Annotated in this window: 14 protein-coding genes; 7 read left to right on the forward strand and 7 right to left on the reverse strand. The window is 50.7% G+C overall.

The genetic code is table 11. The features are described 5' to 3' along the window. Positions 1–35: 35 nt before the first annotated feature. The 4 genes from xseB to IX84_RS21570 all read right to left on the reverse strand — a co-directional run bounded on the left by xseB (position 36) and on the right by IX84_RS21570 (position 4,394). On the reverse strand, positions 36–218 hold the full coding sequence (xseB, locus tag IX84_RS21555; protein WP_044225686.1) for an exodeoxyribonuclease VII small subunit: 183 nt from the start codon (positions 216–218) through the stop codon (positions 36–38). After that, positions 215–1,441, reverse strand: a complete 1,227-nt coding sequence (xseA, locus tag IX84_RS21560) for an exodeoxyribonuclease VII large subunit (RefSeq protein WP_044225690.1) — start codon at positions 1,439–1,441, stop codon at positions 215–217. The genes xseB and xseA overlap by 4 nt, the downstream gene beginning before the upstream one ends. Before the next feature lie 35 nt (positions 1,442–1,476). Continuing rightward, positions 1,477–3,402 (reverse strand): ATP-dependent zinc metalloprotease FtsH, encoded by a 1,926-nt coding sequence (gene ftsH / locus IX84_RS21565; RefSeq protein ID WP_044225693.1) that lies wholly within the window; start codon positions 3,400–3,402, stop codon positions 1,477–1,479. A gap of 65 nt (positions 3,403–3,467) precedes the next feature. After that, on the reverse strand, positions 3,468–4,394 hold the full coding sequence (locus IX84_RS21570) for an alpha/beta hydrolase (protein ID WP_152605184.1): 927 nt from the start codon (positions 4,392–4,394) through the stop codon (positions 3,468–3,470). 175 nt (positions 4,395–4,569) lie between these two features. Here IX84_RS21570 and IX84_RS21575 point away from each other — a divergent pair, with 175 nt between their 5' ends. Together IX84_RS21575 and IX84_RS21580 are read left to right on the forward strand one after the other, a co-directional pair. Beyond that, a complete protein-coding gene (locus tag IX84_RS21575) occupies positions 4,570–5,589 on the forward strand; it encodes a tetratricopeptide repeat protein (RefSeq protein ID WP_044225698.1) in 1,020 nt (339 codons plus the stop codon). Positions 5,590–5,699: 110 nt separating this feature from the next. Then, entirely contained in the window at positions 5,700–7,511 is a 1,812-nt protein-coding gene (locus IX84_RS21580; protein ID WP_152605185.1) for a CHAT domain-containing protein, read from the forward strand. Between the two features lie 6 nt (positions 7,512–7,517). Here IX84_RS21580 and IX84_RS21585 read toward each other — a convergent pair whose 3' ends face one another. The 3 genes from IX84_RS21585 to IX84_RS21595 all read right to left on the reverse strand — a co-directional run bounded on the left by IX84_RS21585 (position 7,518) and on the right by IX84_RS21595 (position 10,639). After that, entirely contained in the window at positions 7,518–8,285 is a 768-nt protein-coding gene (locus IX84_RS21585; protein ID WP_044225704.1) for a tetratricopeptide repeat protein, read from the reverse strand. 2 nt (positions 8,286–8,287) lie between these two features. After that, on the reverse strand, positions 8,288–8,854 hold the full coding sequence (locus IX84_RS31340; protein WP_052516280.1) for an RNA polymerase sigma factor: 567 nt from the start codon (positions 8,852–8,854) through the stop codon (positions 8,288–8,290). Between the two features lie 66 nt (positions 8,855–8,920). Further along, positions 8,921–10,639, reverse strand: a complete 1,719-nt coding sequence (locus IX84_RS21595; protein ID WP_238578316.1) for an ArnT family glycosyltransferase — start codon at positions 10,637–10,639, stop codon at positions 8,921–8,923. A 214-nt stretch (positions 10,640–10,853) separates the two neighbouring features. Here IX84_RS21595 and IX84_RS21600 point away from each other — a divergent pair, with 214 nt between their 5' ends. The 5 genes from IX84_RS21600 to IX84_RS21625 all read left to right on the forward strand — a co-directional run bounded on the left by IX84_RS21600 (position 10,854) and on the right by IX84_RS21625 (position 21,699). Continuing rightward, a complete protein-coding gene (locus IX84_RS21600; protein WP_044225709.1) occupies positions 10,854–13,640 on the forward strand; it encodes a two-component regulator propeller domain-containing protein in 2,787 nt (928 codons plus the stop codon). 288 nt (positions 13,641–13,928) lie between these two features. Then, on the forward strand, positions 13,929–16,988 hold the full coding sequence (locus IX84_RS21605; protein ID WP_044225714.1) for a SusC/RagA family TonB-linked outer membrane protein: 3,060 nt from the start codon (positions 13,929–13,931) through the stop codon (positions 16,986–16,988). Between the two features lie 11 nt (positions 16,989–16,999). After that, positions 17,000–18,472, forward strand: coding sequence for a RagB/SusD family nutrient uptake outer membrane protein (locus IX84_RS21610; protein ID WP_044225717.1), 1,473 nt, complete (start codon positions 17,000–17,002; stop codon positions 18,470–18,472). A gap of 11 nt (positions 18,473–18,483) precedes the next feature. Beyond that, positions 18,484–20,034, forward strand: a complete 1,551-nt coding sequence (locus IX84_RS31345; RefSeq protein WP_052516282.1) for a hypothetical protein — start codon at positions 18,484–18,486, stop codon at positions 20,032–20,034. A gap of 12 nt (positions 20,035–20,046) precedes the next feature. Beyond that, positions 20,047–21,699, forward strand: a complete 1,653-nt coding sequence (locus IX84_RS21625) for a family 16 glycosylhydrolase (protein ID WP_044225720.1) — start codon at positions 20,047–20,049, stop codon at positions 21,697–21,699. Positions 21,700–21,763 lie beyond the last annotated feature (64 nt).

Consider the following 21,763-nt stretch of genomic DNA (forward strand, 5'->3'; position numbering starts at 1 on the left):
TTCTGGTAACTACCAGGATGGCTATTATTGTTCTGTCACCCTTCAAACAGCCCGCCAATTTCCGCTTCAGTAGCCCGCAGTTTTTCCCGGCAATAGGCAATCAGTTGCGCTGCCCGTTTTACTTTAGCTGAGAGCTCATCAATATTCACTTCGTTTTCCTGGAGTTGGGTTACTGTTTCCTGGAGCTCCTGGATAGCCTCTTCGTAAGTTAGGTTCATTGCACTTTGCTTTTTACGGTCCCGTCCTTAAAACGGGTGGTCAGAATATCTCCTTTTTTGACGTTCCGGGCATCGGTTACCGGTTGTCCTTCAAGGGTAGTAAGTGTATAGCCGCGGCGGAGTGTGGCCTCGGGGCTTAGCAACTGAAGCAACTGCTCAAATTGCTGCAATTGTTGCTGTTCCAGTTTCAGATGCTGCCGGACCGTTGGGGGGATGAGCTGCCTGAGCCGGTCAATATGCTGATGCTCCCGTTGCAGCTTTTGTACAGAAAGATATTTTAACTGCTGTGCCCATCGTTCAAGTTGCAGTTTTTGCTGGCTAAACTGTTGCTGTACCAGTTTTGAAATGGCATAACCCGCCTCCACCAGCTGGCTTTCAAACCGGGCCGCCCGGTCTATCAGCCATTCGGCTACAGCCGTAGGGGTTTTGAGTGCGGTATGGGCAACCAGGTCGAGCAAAACCTCATCAATTTCGTGTCCAATTCCGGTCAGTACCGGTATCGGACATTCTGCAACGGCCACGCACAGCTCGTAGTCATCAAATGCGGCTAAGTCAAGCCTTGCTCCACCTCCTCTTGCAATAATAATAACATCGTAGGGCCTGGTCAGGCTTTGGATGCTGCGAATTTGAGCGGCTACCTCCAACGGGGCATTTTGCCCCTGCATGGCAGCAGGGAAAACCCTGACCTGGAATTTATACCCATACTCATTTTGCTCCAGCTGGCGCATGAGGTCTTCTAAACCGGCAGCCGTAGGGGAACTGATGACCGCTAACCGCTGGGGTACAAGAGGCAGTTTCTGATTGCTGTTTTTGGAAAGCAATTGTTCTGCCTTCAGGCGCTCGAAGGTAGCCCGGCGTTGCTGCTCCAACTGACCCATGGTGTAGGCAAGGTCTATATCTTCTACGACAAGCTTAAGCCCATAGCGTTCGCTGAAGTCAATGCTAACTCGTAGAAGGACGGCGGTACCTGACCTTAAAATTTGGATTAGGCTGGCTCCAAGTTTGCGTTCCAGTTTTCGATATTGCCTTTGCCATAGCACTGCGTCACTTTGAGCGATAATTTGGTCTTTGCCTTCAGCTTTCTGTACCAGGCTTAGGTACCGGTGCCCCCGGGAAACATTCAACTGATAGATTTCGCAGCTCACCCACACTGGTGCGGGCAGGTTGAGCGCGATGATCCTTCGAATGTATTCATTGAGTTCGTAAAGCGTATGCTTCTCCAAGTCCCTTGCTTTAGTGAGAGCTCAAAGGTAAACATTTAGGCTTCAACTTCCTGTGTCCGTTCTCCGAAAATCGCTACGAGGTCATCCTTAAAAGCCACTTCCTTAGTAAGAAGCAATTGGGCCAGTTCCTCAAGCTGGCTGCGGTGGTCGCGCAGCAAACTGAGGGTCCTTTCGTAGGCTGTCTCCACGAGTTTATGGACTTCCTCGTCAATGACCTGTGCGGTAGCTTCGCTGTAAGGCTTTTGCAGGGATTGCTCACTTTGCCCGGTGCTGTCGTAGTAGCTAATGTTGCCCAGCTTTTCGTTAAGCCCGTAGTAAGCCACCATGGTGTAAGCCTGCTTGGTCACTTTTTCAAGGTCATCCAATGCGCCGGAAGAGACTTTGCCAAAGATGATCTCCTCGGCCGCCCGGCCGCCCAGTGCGGTACAGATCCGGTCCATGAATTGATCGGTATTGTAGATGACATGCTCCTGCGGCAGGTACCAGGCTGCCCCCAGAGACCGCCCTCTGGGCACCACCGAGACTTTCAACAGATTGTCGGCGTGTTTTAGGAACCAGCTGGCGGTGGCATGCCCGGCTTCATGGTGGGCAATAACTTTCTTTTCTCCTTCACTGATGATTTTGCTCTTTTTCTCTAAGCCGGCAATGACCCGGTCGGTAGCATCGTAGAAGTCTTTCATTTCCACCTGCTCCTTGCTGCGGCGGGCTGCAATTAACGCTGCTTCATTACAGACATTGGCGATATCCGCACCGGAGAACCCTGGCGTTTGGGCAGCCAGGGTATCCAGGTCGATATCCTCTGACATGGCGAGGGGCTTGGTGTGCACTTCCAGGATAGCTTTCCGTTCGGTGCGGGTAGGCAATTCCAGGTAAATCTGCCGGTCAAAACGGCCAGGGCGCAACAGTGCGCGGTCGAGGACATCGCCACGGTTAGTCGCTGCCATCACAATGACACCGGTGTTGGTGCCAAAGCCGTCCATTTCAGTCAGAATTTGGTTGAGGGTGTTTTCCCGCTCATCGTTGGCCTGCATAGCTGCACTTTTGCCCCGGGAGCGGCCAATGGCATCGATCTCATCAATAAAAATGATACTGGGGGAGGTCTGCTTGGCTTTTTTGAAAAGGTCACGGACTCTTGAGGCACCGACCCCTACAAACATCTCCACAAACTCAGAACCGGAGATGGAGTAAAAAGGGACTTCTGCCTGGCCCGCTACTGCTCTTGCCAGCAAGGTCTTACCGGTGCCAGGAGGACCAACGAGCAGGACGCCTTTGGGTATTTTCGCACCCAATTTGGTGTAACGGGACGGGTTCTTCAGAAAATCCACAACCTCTTTGACTTCCACTTTAACCTCTTCCAATCCGGCCACATCTTTGAAAGTGACATCACTGGAGCCTTTTTCAAACAACTTGGCTTTGGACTTGCCGATGTCAAATATATTGCCCCCGCCGCTACCCATGCCCCCACCGGGCCTCATACGCCGAAGGACGAAAACCCATATCCCTACGATAATCAGTATGGGAAGCATCCACGACAGAATACTGCCTAACCAGTCAGTACGCTCCTGGAAAGCCAGATCAATAGCGTTCCCCGTTGCTTCCTGATTGGCATCAAGCGTTTCCTGGAAGTTATCCAGCGAACCGATATTAAAGGTGTAATGCGGCCCTGCCTGACTAGAGTCAATTTCCGGGTAACGGCTAGTTGTAAGGGCTTCAGATTTGATATAGACCTCTGCCTTTTTCTGATTAATGACATCAATCTTGTAGACGTCTCCGTTCCCAAGCATCTCCTGCTTAAAGCGGCTCCAGGAGATTTCCTCTGTCTGGGAGCCATTGAAATAGAAAACAGCTTGTCCCAGAAGCAGGGCAAGCAGTATGTAAAGTAACCAGGATGGTGATCTGCCAGAAGGGGAGTTGGGTTTCCCCTTGGAAGGTTGGGGTTTCGGATTGGTTTGGTTAGCCATGTATAGGATTGATTTTCAATATTATATTTTGTCCGTAATTAAAACGGCTGGGAGAGTGGGATGTTTTAACCGGACTGGGTAGTGCCTGTTCTATCCTGTTTTTTACATTTCGGGGGGGCGGGGTTTTGGGAAAGCCAGTTGGTGATGATTTGGCGGACCTGCTCATTTTGAAAAGGCCATGCTGCTATGCTCAGGTGAGTGCCTCGCTCAATCTGATGAAAGGCAATGTCATTTGAGCTGCCTTTAGCTTTCTGAACGAAGGCCATGGCAGCTGCTACCGGGACCATACCGTCCTGATCACCGTGGATGATAAGCCCCCGCTGTTGGGGTTGAAGTGGAAGATGCGCGGCGGGGTTGGCTTTGGAAAACAAAGGGTCTTCCCGGGAGCCTGCCAGGTCACGGATAGCAAAACGTTGGGGCATTTGCTCCAGGTCGAGCGGGGCGCCAAGTGCAAAGAAACCGGCGATTGATCTGGCATTGGGCAGGGCTTCGCGGATTAAATTTACATCAAGAGCCAGCAAGGCGGACAAATGCCCTCCGGCAGACATACCGCCGGCAATCGTAGCCTGTGGCGACCAGTCAGCATGTTTTTGGTCCAAATTGCGGAGCAGCGCCTTCAGGTCGGCAGCAATATGACTGTAGTTGTGTTGGGGGCAAGGGCGGTAGGAAGGAAGAATCACATGGTACCCCAAACCGGCAAGGATGTGGGCATGTACCCTGAAATAATCGGGTTTGCCCCATCTCCAGCTACCACCATGAAAATAAATAATCCATCTGGGAGGGTTCGCCGATGGCAGCTTCGGTTCGCAGTAAAGGTAGTACTGCCTTAGGTGCGGCCCATAGTTTATCCTTTTGAGTGTTGCTTTTGGCTGCCTACTCCGCAATGCCTGATACCACAGCACCGGAAGCCGTGTGGCTTCGTGCCAAAGGGTGCCCCGTGGGGCCGTCACGTACAACAAGAAAACGGAAAGCAGCAGTAAGACGACAATCATAGAGAAAAAAAATTGCACACAGGATCACTGTCCTGCGTGCAACTCAACTATTTTAACTAAAACCTATTACGGGGACCTAACCAGGTTTCGTTTAAAATGTTTCCAAATTCCATTAGAATTTTTCTTTTTCTTCCCGAAACAAGTACTTTCAGGCTGGATTAATCAACGGGGGATTATGAATCTATGGAAACTAAATCCATGGGCTCTGGTAGTATGTTTTGGCATATCTGCCGGTCAAGCCCAGGAAGACACACCTGATGTGCTAGTTTGTGAAGCTGACGAACTTCGGGAAGCCGGAGCGTATGCCGATGCTTATATGGCCTATGAGCTGGCTTATCCTTACTATGAGTCAGTATGCGATTATTACCATATGGCTTACGTGAAGACGTGGGCTAGTGAAATGTCCTACTATCTACCCTATCCTGATGAGGTACGTGATGCAGCCGTTTTCAAAGCTTATAGCATAATCGAAGAGCACCTGGCAGCGGTCAGGGACACGCTTTCGTACTATCCGCTGGCTTTGATGAATATGAGCCTCTATTTTGGGCATAAGAAGGACTATGAGCGCAAATTGTCCTTTTGTCATAAGGCAAAAGATGCTGCTCTGCTCATCAATGGCTACAGCAGCCCTAATGCAGCAACGGCCTATAACAACCTGGGGGTCGCTTATGGCGGGAGAGGCAACTGGAATAAAGCACTGAGCTATCTGGATACAAGCCTGAGTATTTTACTGGAACTGGAGAAGCAGGGTGATATTTTTTATGCTAAAAACAACATAGCCCACAGCTATGCTGAGCTGGGAGATTTCGAAAGGGCTATTCTCACGCAGGAGGAGGCAGTTGAAGCTGCCAATGAAGACCGAAACCTGGCTCGTGCCCTCAATAATCTTGGAGCACTTTATGTAGAAGTGGATGAATGGGAGACCGGTATCCTGCACCTGAAAAACGCACTGGCTATACGCCGCCGGTTAAGTGATACCCTGACGGATAATATCTTTTCTACCCAACTCAATCTGATCTGGGCTTACAGTGAGAGCGGGAAAGCCCGCCGTAGTGAAGCTTTACTGGATGAAGTTATTGACGAAGCTATTGCCCTTGCACCCTCATTTAGCAATTCGGCTTACCTGCAGATCGCCTACAACTATAAAGCCAGAAATGTATTGGAAGCCGGTCATGCAGCCGATGCAACTGGGTAGGCAAAGCGGAGGAAGTCAGTTCCTGGAGTGCCGAATCCTGGGCAGGGACCAAGCTGGTTAAAGGTAAAATCCTTCAGGCGCTTGGGCGGACGGAAGATGCGCTTTGGGCGGTGCAGGAAGCTTATCGGGTGCTCGTGCCTGGTTATCAGCCTGCGGACTATACAGATATTCCAAACTGGCGCGCTATGGAGGCTATTGCCTATACACTCACGCTCTTCCCGTTACAGGCGGTATTGCTGGAGCAAAAAGCCAGCGAAATAGCGGATTTTGAGTTGCAGCAGGCCTCGCTGAAGACCTTGCAAGCGGCTGATTCAGCGGTGACCGCATCCCGGCTGTCATATCAGAGCCAGAAATCCAAGGAGCTTATGTCGGCCAATTCCAAAAGCCTGTACAATGCGCTCATTGGAATGCACTACCGCCTATACCAAAAGACGGGAGATAAGCTGCACATTAACCGGGCTTTCCTGTATATGGAAAAGAACAAGGCCCTGTCGGTAATGGAAAATCTGAATGCCATGGAAGCTGCCCGCTTTTATGATATTTCTGAACGGGTGGTTGAGGCAGAAAGGAGTTTTCGGGAGGATATCGCTTTTTACCAGTTGAATCTCAACACTCTGAGCAGTAGTTCATCCCCAGAACAAGTTGAGGCATGGAAGAGAGAGCTCGATCGGCTGACCCACGCTCAGGATAGCTTGTTTGATATCATCAGGGACCAATATCCGCGTTACTACAAAACCCGCATTGCGTTGGTTATGCCAGACCTGGAAACAGTCAGGCGTGATGTAGTGGATCCTGACGAGACGATGATAGAGTACTTTTATACGGATAGGGAATTGTATGTCCTGATTGCCGATACTGAAACCACGCACTTTCTTAAGCTAAAGGCAGACGGCCTGGAAAAGGATATCCGGTTTCTGTACGATGCGCTTCGCAATAACGAAGATTGGGCAAGCGAAGCAAGCTACAAAGTTTATCAGCAGGTTTTTGAGCCCTTACAATCGTACATCAATGATGAAAAACTGGTTGTAATTCCGGATGGTCCCCTGTTGTATATCCCGTTCGATCAATTTCTTATGAAGCCTCCCGGAGCTGAGCCTCATCAGTATCTGCTGGAGGCCTATCAAACAAGAAGACTGTTGTCTGGAAGTGCGGCACTGCTGTACAAAGGTGTTCAGCAGGAGGTTGGGATACGCTATGGCGTTACTGCTATGGCCCCGCTGTTTGATGGAAGTGAAGGAAGTGTAAGGGCTGGAGATCAATTTGGGCCTTTGCCCGGAGCGCAAAAAGAAGTCAGTATGCTGGATCAGCTTTTCCAGGGAACTTTCTTGACAGGCATAGATGCCACCGAGGAAACATTTAAGCAAAAATGCGCTGAGTCTGGCATTTTGCATCTGGCTACCCATACGGCTATCAACGATCAGTTCCCAAATGCCACGCACCTGTTGCTCAAAGGGACCGGTAAAGAAGACGGCAAATTGAATATCTACGAAATTTACGGGCAGCATATTCCCGCGCAGCTTGGCTTTCTGAGTGGGTGCAATACGGGCTTTGGCACCATAAAGGCAGGGGAGGGAGCAATAAGCCTCGGGCACGCTTTTGCTTATGCGGGCTGTCCGAATACAGTGATGACGTTATGGCCCATCAAAGATGATTTGGTGCCCGACCTTGTCCAGGTGTTTTACGAAAAGCTTAGTGAAGGGCTGGGGAAGGCCGAAGCCCTGCGGGAAGCTAAAATTCACTGCCTGAAAAACGATGATCTTTTTGTTCACCCTTACTATTGGAGCAGCTTTATTTACAGCGGAGACCTGACTCCTGTACAGCTGTCTGCCTTTGTCTTTCAGGATTATCTGTGGATGTTGGTTGCAGGGCTGATGGCTGTCGGCTTGTTTGTTGGCATATGGTGTTACAGGAGGTGGCAGTAAGCCAGATCACGAACCTGGCTTAAGACCATAGTCGGATAATATTTCAGAAGCCTTCCTGCCGTAGCGGTCCTCCCGGCTGGCAAGAAACTGTAAAAGCGGCAGCGCCTTTTCATGCTGTTCCTGCCGGATATGAGCTAATGCCAGGTAAAAAGTAGCCGGCCGTTTGAACGCAGCTACTGGCGGGTTGTTCCGGGTGTCTTCGAAAATAGAAATGGCAGGTTTCAATTTGCCCTGGTCGAGTAGGGTAATCCCATAGAAAAAGCGGGCGGTGCGGTCCTGAGGGTCCGTTTGGCTGAGGTGAAGCTGAAACAGCCCTTCCGCTTTGGCATAATCTTCTTCCGTATAAGCTTGAATTGCCTGGGTTTTGATATCGGTGCTGGCGTTGCTTTGTGTTCGGGTGCCGCGTTTAATATCATCATCCACATAGCTGAGCGGCATAAAGTGGGTGTTGTACATTTCTGCTCCGGAAACAGAAGCGCCCTGAAAGAAGGCAAGGTAGCCTACACTTATGAGAATAGCAATGGTGGCAGCAGCGGTCATTACTAGCCGCAGGGAGACGCTACGGGCACCACCTGAGTCCTGTAGCCCAAGCTGCTTCTCCATCCTTGAAAAAACAAGTTCAGGGTCCTCTTTTTGGTACCTTACGCCGCCTAAAGCAGCCTGAGAAAACGCATCGTAACGGGAAGGGTCAACATCTACTTTTCCGGTACGGTGAAAGCGCTTAAAATCTTCTTTGGTCAGGTTTTTTTTGCTCTTTGGCTGTTCCCTTTTCATGTTCACTTGGTTAACTGCAATCTGAGGTTTCGTTTCCCGTTTTGGAGGTGGCTTTTGACTTTGCTGAGTTCAAAGCCTTCTTCTTCGGCTATTTCTTCGTAGGACATGCCTTGGAAGTAAAATGCGACGATACATCGGTTTTGTTCTTCTTTCAATTCATCCACAGCTTTAGAAAGCTTTTCCAATTCCGGATTTCTATCATCAAGAGCTTCGAAAAGTGGAAATTCCATAAGCGCGGGGTCATTTTTTTCAGAAAGTTCCTCAAACCGGTTTTTCATTCGGCTTTTCAGTACTTTCAAGCTTTCTGTTTTGGTGACTTTCATGAGCCAGGCAGAGAAATTATCAATTTGATACCTGACAAGGTGATTCTTCAGGTTAGCCCAAACCTCCATAGCTGCATCCTCGGCATCCATCTGATTTTTCAAAATACTTAGCGAAAAATAGTAGACCTTTGACATATAGCGCTTTATCAGGCAATTGAGTGCAGCTTCGTCTCTCCGTTGCTTGAAGAGCTCGATCAGGTTTTCATCCCCGAGTTTATTGTATTTGGGTCTTAAGAAGCGACTCATAGTTTGCCTTAGTAGTTGTCTTATCAAAAGTAGTGAAATAAAATCAAAACTTAGCGGAGCGATCTGTTAATCCGGTAGCCGCCGGAAAAAGACAAAACCATTTTTTTCTTCCAGTAATTCTAAATTAGGGTTATTGCGGTGTGCTTCTGCTTTATGTACTTTAGTTGCGATGTATACAGGCTTGCTTACCGGGCCATTGAGGAGCTCTTCCCGGCAGTCCTCATCCATAAAGCAGGCTTCTCCGCCTTGCTGAGGGCGGGTGTAGAATAAGTGTACGTATGATTTGTACCCTGTGACGAGGTAGTGGGCATCTTCGGCAGCCCTTTCCTTGAAAAACTCCACGGCAGCACGTTGAGAATAGCCTTCTATACGTTTGATGAAGAAAATTAGCGTGAGCATGATAAAAATGCCCATGCCTCCAAAAAGCAGGGCAAAAGCGCGCTGACGGTTCTTTTTTATGAAGCGGCTAAACAGCAGCAGCAGCCCGAGCAGGAAAAGCCCCGGGATGACTTCCCAGCCGGTCCAATTGACCTCAGCCTGTAAGTTGCCCTGTGCAAATGGATCCTTAAATAAGGGCGACAGGACTTCCGCCTGCATACCTGCAAATGGAAGGGCTAGGGTTAGAAGGATATACAACCCCCCGATACTGTACAAGAACCCCTTTAGCCATGGCTTAAACGTTATTTCTCCGTTAATCATACCTTCGATGGTCAGTGCTGCCAGGTAGGTGAGCGGGAAATAACACATAGAGGAATAGTGCACGATCTTGGACTTCACGATAGTGAAGAGTATCAGGACGGTCCAGAATAGAAACTTCATCCAGCGGCGGAAGTCAACCTGAAAAACGTGCACTTCACCAGGGAGTTTGAAAAAAGCCCGAAGTGCAAAGATGGACGCCGGAAAGCAGCCTAACAGCAAAACTATAAAATGATAACCCGGGAAACCACGGTGCCCGGCATCCGGCGTACTAAATAAACGGTACTGGTACACATTGAATTCGATCATGAATTCCGGGCCGTTCTTCAGGGTCTCCAGCCCGAACCAAATCAGGCTGACAAGCATAGCGGAAAGGGTGAAGAACAGAAATTGAGGCACATTCACATAAAAGCGGAAACGCTGATAAACCCAGTAGACCCCCATAGTCAGTACTGCTATCAGGTAGGCCACCGGGCCCTTAGTGAGCATGCCCATCCCGATCCAGAACCCCGCAAGGAAAAGATACCACCATGCATTCTTGCTCAGGAGCACCCCTTCAAAGCGGCTGCGTTTCCAGTAGGCCAGAATGAAGTAGTAAACGCCGAGGAAAATGAACAAATTGAACCAGGGGTCGATAATACCGGATTTGAAATATAAAAAAGGCAGGACGGACCCGAAGTAAGCGCCTGCCCAGATCAGGCCAAAGCGGGTACCCTTGAGCTTCTGGCCGATGCGGAACAACAGCGGTAGCGTGATCATCCCACAAACCGCATTTGGGAACCGTGCGGCAAATTCCCCAACCCCGAAAACAGCCATAGCTGCCGCCTGCAGCCAAAGGAAAAACGGCGGCTTCTGAAAAAACGGCTCAAAATTGACGTAAACCCGCGTGTATTCACGGGTGATCAGCATCTCCCGGCTGATTTCTGCAAAGTTCACCTCGTCCCAGTCAAAAAGATGTACTCCGCCCAGAAAGGGCAGGAAAAACAAGGCCCCAAGCAGGGCAAAACCTAGTGCATAATTCCGGTTGGACGATGGCTCCACAGATTGAATTTTTCGGTTGAGGTAGTTGGGCTGTTGGGGTATGCGCAAATATAAGCTATAGCCTTGGCTTGGTGCGTACGGGATACCCAAAATCAGGATTTGCCGGGTAGACTGTCCGGGTGGTGGCCGGCTGCCCGGCGCCTGTTTTGGGTAATTTCAGCCGGTAATAAAACTTAGCTGACAAAAAACATCCCGATTTTCGGAATCGCAGATGGCCTGAAGTTCTTAACTTGTGCGACAAAATGGATTAAAACTCTCCAAAGTGCGACGACTGCTGCCCTTCCTTTTGCTATTGTACTATGCCTGGCTACCGGGGCAGGAACAGCCTCCTGTCGACGCATTTGAGCCGGATGTATACGATGCCGGCAACCAAAACTGGATGCTGAGCCAAAGTGAACGGCAGTTCATCTATGTCGCTAATAATGAAGGGCTGCTGGAGTACAACGGCATGCAGTGGACCCTCTTCCCATCGCCCAACGAAACGATTATCCGGGCGGTGAAGGTGATAGAGGGTAAAGTTTATACCGGCTGTTATCAGGAGTTTGGTGTTTGGGCACCTAATGCACACGGAGGGATGGAGTATCAGTCTCTTTCTCAGTCCGTAGCCGGTCAGATGGTCGCGGATGAACATTTCTGGAATATTCTGTCCCATGAAGGGCAATTGATTTTTCAGTCGCTTGACCAGCTCTTTATCTATGATCTGGAAACTGAAGCCATTGAGGTCTTCCGGCCAGCTGACGGCGTGGACAAGCTCTTTGAAGTTCGGCAGGATCTGATTTTCTCCGATGCCCGGGCGATGCTTTATCGTTTGGAAGGAGGAAAAGCTCTGCCGCTCCTGAAGTCTGCCCTGCCTTCCAGGATTATCTATGCCTGGGATACCCGGGAAGGCATCGGTGTGGTCACGGACCGGCATGGCAGGTGGCTGGTCCGTCCGGATGGTACTACTGAAAAACTACAGGACCCTCTCCGTATGCAGAATACCCGGGTGTACAGCGCACTTCGTCTGGAAAACGGGCAGCTTGCACTAGGCACTATTTCTAATGGCATTTTTATCCTGAACGCCTCCGGACAGGTGGCTTACCAAATTATTCAGACTGACGGCCTGACCAATAACACGGTGCTTTCGCTTTACGAAGATGCCTCCAACAACCTTTGGGCCGGCACCGATAATGGCATCAGTTGCGTGAACCTGAGCTCTCCCTTCCGAAAATACACTGACCAAAATGGGGTGTTAGGTACAGTATATACTGCGGTGGAGTACAATGGCCGGCTTTACTTTGGTACCAATCAGGGGTTGTTTACCCAGGTGCCAGGGCGTACCGAATTTGCGCTGGTGGAGGGTACTACCGGGCAGGTATGGTCATTGTTCCAATACGAAGGTACTTTGTTTTGCGGGCACGATCAGGGCACTTTCATCATCAATGGGCTTACATCGAAACAGGTGTTTGGGCAAAGCGGCACCTGGCAGTTTGTCCGTGTGCCAGGCAGGCCCGACCTCATTTTGCAGGGCAATTACTACGGGCTGTCTCTGCTTGAACAATCAGGGGGAGAGTGGTCATTTCGAAATAAAGTGGAAGGGTTTAATCTGTCCAGCCGGTTTATCGCGCTACCCAAAGAACAGGAGGCTTACATCAGCCACGAGTACAAAGGGGTCTTTGGCCTTATGCTGGATAAAGACTACCGTCAGGTGGTTGCCCGAATGGATTACCCGGAGCCTGTAAAAGGCAAGAATGCGGGCCTGGCGACTTTTGACGAAAAAGTATTTTACTATTCCCGGGAAGGGCTCTTTGCGCTGAAGGGGTTTGAAGCGGGGTTCGAACGCTACGAAGCTCTTAGTGAGGAACTCGCCGGCGAGGCTTTTGAATCCGGGAAGATGTCGGTTGATCCGGAAGGGCGCCTGTGGCTCTTCACAGACAATGCGCTCATCTACTACACCAAAGGGACCTTGTCTGAAGATTGGGAATTGCATTCTGTGCCGGTACAGGCCGACCTGATCAATGCCATGTCCGGCTATGAAAATATCACCTGGCTCAAACCCGACCATTACCTTATCGGTACTGCAGATGGCTATCTGGTCTTCAATTTTGAAGATTTGCCAGTGTTGGATCATCAGGTGTATATTACCCATGTGCTTAGCCATAAGGTCGACCGCATGGAACAGGCATTGCCGGTAAGTGGCAGCCCCACAGTGCCTTTTTCCTACAATAACCTCTCTTTTGAGTTTGCGGTGCCAACCTACAGCCGTTACTTTATACCAGAATTCCAGTATCGATTGCTGGGGCTGTATGATTCCTGGAGTGAATGGTCGCATGACGCCACCTTATCGTTCCGCAACTTGCCTTTTGGCCACTATACACTCGAAATTCAGTCGCGTATAGGGCAGCAGCATAGCAGCAATGTTCTAACCTATGACTTCGTGATCAGCCGTCCCTGGTATTGGTCGGTAGGGGCGATGATCATTTACACGGTGCTCGGACTGCTACTGATTTACTTTACCCACAGGGCCTACACGAGGTACTATCAGAGGCAGAAAGAGGAATTACAAGCCGAAAGCCAACTACGTTTGGAGGCTCAGCAAAAACAAGCGGAACTGGAGCTGTTTCAGGTGCGCAATGAACAACTGCAAAAAGATATTGACAGCAAAAACAGGGAATTGGCTATTTCGACCATGAGCCTGGTCAAAAAGAATGAGCTGCTGCACCAAATCAAGAGCGCTCTGAAACAGGAAGGCTCCCCGGATGAAAACATCCGGCGGGTAGTCCGCACCATTGATAAAAACACCGATGAGGCTGAAACCTGGAATTTTTTCAAAGAAGCTTTCGAAAACGCGGACCAGGATTTCTTTAAGAAAGTACAGGACAAACACCCTAAGCTCACCCACAATGACCTTAAATTATGCGCTTACCTCCGGCTTAATTTATCTTCCAAGGAGATTGCCCCTCTACTCAATATCTCCGTGCGCAGTGTGGAAGTAAAGCGGTACAGGTTGCGTAAGAAGATGGCGCTGGAGCACGATGAAGGCTTGGTGGAATACATTCTTAGTATTTGAAACCGCTCCCGGAAAAGCCTTAATTTACCACAACACCACCTATACATAGGCCGCATCCGGGCAGTTTGGCAGGAGTGGTTTCGTTTTGTCAAACCGCCTTCAAATGTAGGGGATACAGTAGGATTCCAACTTTATAGAGCCTTTATTGCATTTAGGGGAAAAATAATTTGGTGTTGTATGCTTTTTGTTGTGGTCTCTTTTTTTTCAACCACCTATACATGACCTAGTTTTGATGAGAATCAATAAGTCCTGTCCTGACTTTAATTCAGGGAGGAAAAAACTAGTGTTATGAAACAAAATTGCCTAACCATTTTTCTGCTGTTGCTTGGTGGATTCCTGTACGCTCAGGAAGTCACCGTTAAGGGCACAGTACAGGATGCCGAATCAGGAGAGCCTTTGATCGGCGTGAACGTTTTAATGCTTGGTGGTGGTGACTCTGGTGGTGCTAAAGGCACTATCACCGATTTCAATGGGGATTTTGAACTGCAAAATGTACCGGTCGGTACGGTCTTGCAGTTCTCTTACACGGGCTTTGAGTCGCTCACCAAAACAGTAGAGGGGGACACGCCGATGATCATAGAGATGGGCACCAATGCCGAGGTGCTGGAAGAAGTCGTAGTCATTGGCTACGGTACCCAAAAGAAAAGAGATGTAACCGGGGCGGTTGCTATTGTCGATTCCAAAACCATTGACGAGCTGAAGCCTATTAAAATTGAGCAAGCCCTGCAAGGTACCACCCCTGGTGTGAATGTAACTCAGCAGTCCGGTTCGCCCGGTGCAGGCCTCGATATCCGTATCCGGGGGGTATCCACCAACGGGCAGAACGCGCCACTGGTCATTATTGACGGATATCAGGGTGATTTGAATACCCTGAACCCAAGTGATATTGAGTCCATTACAGTACTCAAAGATGCGCAGGCGGCGGTATACGGTACAATTGGTGCGAATGGCGTTATTTTGGTGACTACCAAGACCGGCCGTAAAAACAAGCCCCCTCAGCTGAGCTACAATACCTATTACGGTCTGCAGGAAACATCCCGTACACTGCCGCTGCTCAACGCTACTGAGTACGCTCTGCTGCTCAACGAATCCTATGCGGCTGGCGGGCAGGCTTTGCCTTATCCCAATGCAAGCGGGCTGAATGCCGGCACCAACTGGCAGGACGAAGTTTTCGATCAGGCACCTATGATGAGCCACGACGTTACCGTTTCCGGTGGCTCAGACCGCGTGACCTACTCCCTTAGCGGTTCTCACCTGGAACAGCAGGGTATTGTTGGTGGGAATAAATCCAGCTTCCGGCGGAGTACGGCACGCCTGTCTCTCGGTATTGATCTGGCTGATAACATCAAGCTGACCACCAACGCCATCTACTCTTACGTAGACCGCGATGCCCTCAACGAGAATGGCCTTGGCGCTGTCTTATTTAATGCCCTGAATACACCGCCCACACAGGCTGTGTTTGATGATGCGGGCGATTTCACCCTCGTGCCCAACACCCCTGGCCTGGGTATTGAGGTCATCAACCCGCTGGCGCAAATCGCCAATACTTTTAATGATTACGATCTGAACAAGCTGAATGGACAGACGACTCTGGACTGGACGGTGCTGGAAGGCCTGACGCTTACCGGCCGGGTAGGTTTCAATACGAGTAACAGTGAGGGGCGGACTTTCAATAAGCTCATCAGTTATGGCGGTAAAGTGTTTGATGTTACACGGAGCAGTGTGAATCAAAACGCCATCAATGATAACAACTACTCGATTGATCTTTACGCTACTTACGAGCGGTCTTTCGGTAGTGCCCACAACCTGACCCTGACCGGTGGTTCCACCATCTTCAGGGAAATAGGCAACGGGCTGTTTGCCACGGGATTCGATGTGCCGAATAACGCCTGGAATTTTGCCGATATCGCATTGGCCCTGGGCACAAGCCCGGATGGTGGACGTGACGTGGGCTCTTACGCCTACGATGAGCGCCGCTTATCCTACTTCGGCCGTGCACAGTACGATTTTGATGGGAAATACCTGCTGAGTGCGATGCTCCGCCGGGATGCATCCACCAAATTTGGCCCGGAGAACCGGGTGGGGATTTTCCCATCCTTTACCGCAGGCTGGGTGTTGTCTGATGAAGACTTTTTCAATCCGGTTGGCAAAGTCGACCTGGCTAAACTTCGCGTAAGCTACGGTATTCTGGGTAATGATCAGATCGTCAATAATGGCTACATCGGCACCCTGAGTGGCGAGGCAACTTACGTTTTCGACGGCGCGCTGGTTAACGGCACCGCGATTGGTGCTTTGCCCAACCCGGAACTACAGTGGGAGGAAGCTGAGAAATTCAACGCCGGCATCGATCTGGCTCTTTTCGATTATAAAATTAATATCACGGCTGATTACTTCATCAATACCCGGGATAATCTGCTGATTTCCAATATTCCTGTTTCCGGTATTACTGGCACCTCCGCTCCCGGAGCGGCCTCTCCAACGGTTAATGCCGGTTCGGTGCGCAACCAGGGGCTGGAATTTTCCATTGGTTACCAGCAGCGGTACGACAATGAGCTGAAGGTGAACTTTAACTACAATTTTACCACCCTCCGCAACGAAGTGCTGGAAGTTAACAACGGGACCGGCTTTATCGAAGGTGGCGCCTTCGGCGTTGGGCAGTTGGCCCCATCCCGTATGGAAGTAGGGCAGCCGATTGGCTACTTCTTTGGCTATCAGACGGACGGGATTTTTCAAAACGCAGCAGAAGTGGAAGCCCATCCTTCCCAAATTGCGTTGGGCGCAGAGGCGCAGCCGGGTGACCTTCGCTTTGTGGATATCAACGGAGACGGCGTGATCGATGCCGATGACCGCACTAATCTCGGTGACCCGATCCCGGATTTTACCATGGGCCTCAACTTGGGCTTTGAATACAAGCGGCTGGACTTCCGGGCATATATTTTCTCTTCCATTGGCAACGATATGGTCCGCAATTACGAGCGGGCGCTGTCTGATGTGAACCGCCTGGACTACTATCTGGACCGCTGGACAGGGGAGGGCACGAGCACAGAGGTGCCGCGGGTAACAACTGCTGCGACCTCCAATCTGGTCTTCTCTGATTTTTATGTGGAAGACGCTTCATTTGTGCGCTTGCAGAATGTACAGTTGGGCTACACCCTGCCGCTTTCCTTCCTGCGCAATGACTTGTCTACGCTGCGCCTTTACGTCAGTGCGAACAACCTGCTGACGCTCACGCAGTACCGCGGCTTTGACCCCGCAGCCTCATCCGGTGCACCGATTGGCGGCGGTATCGACTACGGATTTTACCCCATTCCCCGCATCTTCATGTTCGGGGCAAACCTTAACCTGTAAAATCGACCAACATGAAATCTTTCCTTCAAAAAATAGGGATTGTCCTGCTGGTACTGACACTCAGTACAGCCTGTGAAAAGGAATTCATAGACCGGGCACCCGTTTACTCTATCGACTCGGAAAACTATTTCAACTCCGGGGACGACTATAATAATGCATTGATTGCGGCCTACGATATCCTGCAGTCCACTTATGTGAATGTATTGCTGGGCGAGATCGCTTCCGATAACACCCTTTGTGGTGGCGAAAGTGCTACCGACGTGGTGGGCTTTCAGCAGATCGACGATATGATCCATACTCCAGTCAATAGCAACCTCCGGGATGTATGGAACTGGATGTTTGCCGGGGTTAGCCGCGCCAGCTATATTCTGGAATTCCAGGATAAGACAGATTTTCCCGGCAAAGCGCAGATTTTGGCGGAAGCCCGCTTCCTGCGTGCCTACTACCATTTTGAATTGGTCAAATGGTTTGGTCCGATTCCGCTGAAAGGGAATGAGCGCTTTGCGATCGGGGATGAGACCCGAATCCCACGCGCTCCAGTATCAGAAGTCTATGCTGCCATTGAGGAAGACCTGCAGTTTGCAGTAGAAAACCTGGCAGAGGCAGCTCCTCAGACCGGGCGGGTAACCAAAAGCGCTGCTCAGGCGCTGCTGGGTAAGGCCTACCTCTATCAGGACAAGTTTGCTGAAGCCGCAACCGTACTTCAGGAGGTGATCAACTCTGGCTTGTACGAGCTGGAACCGGACTACAGCGTCATTTTCGAGCCGCAGGGCGAGAATGGCGTAGGCTCTGTTTTTGAAGTGCAGTACTCTGATGCTGAAGGTGCCGGTTTTGGCTGCCTGCAGTGCAGTGAAGGCAACGTAGCTGTAGGCTTCAATGGCATTCGTAACTATGTGGGTCCTGAGTTTGACAGCGGCTTTAGTTTCAACGTGCCGGTACAGGAAGCCTATGATGCTTACGAGCCGGGCGACAGCCGCCGCGACAACGCCATTCTAAATATTAATGCCTGGGCGGAAGAGACCGGAGCGACTTTCGGAACAGGGTATGAGCACACGGGCTTTTTCAACCGCAAATACCTGCCGCGCAAGGGCGATTCCAATATCGGTGATCAGAACCTGACCAACCCCAACAACTACCGGGCGATCCGCTACGCAGATGTTTTGCTGATGGCGGCTGAAGCCCTGAACCGGGGCAATATCGACGATGAGCTGGCACGCGAATACCTGAACCGGGTGCGCCGCCGCGCATTTGGTGATATGGACCACGAGATCAGTGCCAGTGGTGGTGCGCTTACCGATTTCATCCTGGCAGAGCGCCGGCTGGAACTGGTAGGAGAGGGGCACCGCTTCTTTGACCTGGTCCGTACGGGCCGGGCTGCTGAAGCGATCGATGGTTTCCAGGAGGGCAAGCACGAGCTGTTCCCTGTCCCCTTTGAGGAAATCCAATTTTCGAATGGAAACTGGGAGCAAAACCCAGGCTACTAAAATTGACAACCATGCGTATTTTAAAATATCAGCTATTTCTGTTCCTCCTCATCGGCTTGTTCAGCTGCACGGAGGAAGATACGGTGCCTGAGCTGGAGGGCATACCGGCACCATCAAATATTTCCGCCCTATTCACCATCGCTTCTGACAATTCCGGCGATGTGACGATCTTGCCGGATGGGCAGGGCGTTACCCAATACACTGTTTTCTTTGGAGACGGCAGTGACGAAAGTGCCGAGCTGCAGCCCGGCGAAAGCGCTGAGCACACCTACACCGAAGGCACCTACACCGTAGCCATTGACGCCATGGGCATAAATGGCAAAGTAACCAGCTACACCCAGGACCTGACCGTAGCCTTTGAGGCGCCTCAGAACCTGGAGGTGACCATCGTGCCTGTGCCTGGGGATCCATTTTCCATAGATGTAGCGGCTACCGCTGAGCTAGAGACCTTTTTTGAAGTTTTCTTCGGAGAAACCCCTGAGGAAGAACCAGTTGCCTTTATGGAAGGAGAAACGATACGGCATACCTACAGCGCCACTGGCGAGTATGTGGTCAGGGTTGTGGCCCGCAGTGGCGGAACAGGCAGTGCAGAAGCTACAGATACGGTGACCATTGCCAATCCACTACTGTTGCCGATTGACTTTGAGGACCCGACTCAGGAGTATGTTTTCTCCAATTTTGGCGGCGCAACCTCCACCGTAATAGATAATCCGGATATGTCGGCTGCGAACCCAAGCAGCCGGGTGGGGCAGTTGAATAAAATGGATGGCTCAGAAGTCTGGGCGGGTTCCTTCCTGGAGCTGGGCGAGCCTATTGATTTTGCTTCCGCACAAAAAATTGCGATCAAGACCTGGGCACCTGAGGCCGGTATAGATATTCTGCTCAAGGTGGAGAATGCCGCTAACCCCGACTTATTCCATGAGGTGACCATGCAAAACACCGTTGCCAATGAGTGGGAAGAACTGGTCTTTGATTTCAGCGAGGCTGACTTCGCCAATGACTACAACCGCGTAGTGGTTTTCTTCAAGTTTGGTACCCCCGGCGCGGGCGAAAATTACTACTTCGACGATATTGAAGTGACCGACGGCAGCGCCGAGCTGACTTTTCCGGTAGACTTTGAAAATCCAAATATCAACTACAGCTTCGAAGGGTTTGGCAGTGCTGGCGCTTCGGTGGTGGCTAACCCCGACATGACTGCCCCAAATGAGAGTGCCAATGTGGTGGAATTCATCAAAGCCGAAGGTTCACAGACCTGGGGCGGTGTATTCTTCGACATGAGCAACCCGATCGACTTTTCTACCCAAAAGAAAGTCCGTATGAAGGTTTGGGCACCCGCTGCTGATGTACAGGTCCTACTCAAGTTTGAGAACCTGGGCAACGGCGATATTTTCATTGAGCGTCCGGTACAAAATACAGTCGCGAACCAATGGGAAGAGCTGGAATTTGACTTCACCGATGCTGATTTCTCCAATGAATATCAGCGCGTGGTGCTCTTCTTTGACTTTGGTAATGCCGGTACCGGTGAAGCCTACTATTTTGATGACATTCAACTTGTTGAGTAAAAAAATCAGACGATGAAATTTTTTCCCATATCAATAATATTGCTCAGTGCGCTGGTCTTCTTTGGGTGTGAAAAAGAGGACTACGAGTTTGGTGAGATCACGGCTCCTTCCGGGCTGGAAGTAGCGGTGAACATTGCCGGAGCAGATGATGCCAACCCCTATGGTGACGGCAGCGGGCTGGTGACCTTTACGGCTACAGCGAGTGATGCCATCACCTACAAATACGTATTCAGCGATGGTACCGAGCAGGTATCGCCAACCGGTAAATTTGCCAAGCGTTTTACTCAGGTTGGTGTGAATACCTATACCGTCACGACCATTGCATCCGGTAAAGCCGGCGTGTCCACTTCCTTTACACAGGAGGTAACAGTGCTCAGCAATTTCAACGATAATGAAGCCATGGAGCTCCTCACCGGTGGAAGCTCCAAAACCTGGTACTGGGCCGCAGATGAGCCGGGGCACCTGGGCGTAGGCCAGAATGATGACAACGCCGAACTGAACTACTTTGCCAATTACTATCAGGCTGCACCCTTTGAGAAAGACGGTGCGGATGAAAGCACCTGCCTCTATCAGGATGAAATGACCTTCTCTATGGATGGCAATCAGATGCTGTACCAGCTAAACAACAAGGGGCAAACCTACTTCAATTTTAATTTCGAAGGTGTGGCGGGTGGCTCGAATGGCTTTGACTACTGCTACGACTTTGAAGTAAATGATGAGCCTCAGGTGGTGTCCCTTAGCCCTTCGGAGTCCGTTGTGGCTATGAATGGTATCCCCGGGCTGACCCGCGGAACCGTCATGAACTTCACCGATGGTGGTTTTATGAGCTACTACGTGGGTTCCTCCACCTATGAGATCCTGTCCGTCACTGAGAACCGCCTGGTAGTCCGGGTCGTACAGGGCAACGATCCTGGCCTGGCCTGGTACCATATATTTACCTCCACCAAGCCAGGAGCTGACGAGCCTGCGTTCGACAACCTGGTCTGGTCAGATGAGTTTGATACCAATGGTGCACCGGACGATGCCAACTGGAGCTACAATACCGGTACTGGCAGTAATGGCTGGGGCAACGGCGAGGCACAGTTTTACACCGACAGCCCGGATAACGTGATCGTAGAAGACGGCTTGCTGAAGATAACCGCCCGCCGCGAAGAATTTGGCGGATCGCAGTTCACTTCTGCCCGTATTGTTTCAGAAGACAAATTCGAATTCACCTATGGCAGGGTGGACGTACGGGCAAAGCTGCCAACCGGTGGCGGTACCTGGCCGGCGATCTGGCTTTTAGGCGAAGACTATCAGACCAATACCTGGCCAGCCTGTGGCGAAATTGATATCATGGAGCACGTGGGCAACGAACAGGACCGTATTTTCTCTTCCCTGCACTTCCCCGGCAACTTTGCCGGTGATGCGGTAACACAGGCTACCGATCTGCCCGGTGCCTCTGAAGACTTCCACACTTACTCCGTGACCTGGACCGAAGACTTCATCCGCTTCCTGATTGATGATGAGGTGTACCACACCTTCGCCAATAATCCGGATTTGCCTTTCAATAGCGATTTCTTTCTGATCCTTAATGTCGCCATGGGCGGCAATTTTGGCGGAACAATCGACCCGGCTTTCATGGAATCCACCATGGAAATCGACTGGGTGCGGGTATACCAATAAGCTAATCAGCTGCTGCGGGCTGCCTAACCAATGGCCCGCAGCAACTTCTTTTCCTTAACTAAAC

The sequence above is a fragment of the Phaeodactylibacter xiamenensis genome (genome assembly GCF_000759025.1).
Lineage (GTDB): Bacteria > Bacteroidota > Bacteroidia > Chitinophagales > Saprospiraceae > Phaeodactylibacter > Phaeodactylibacter xiamenensis.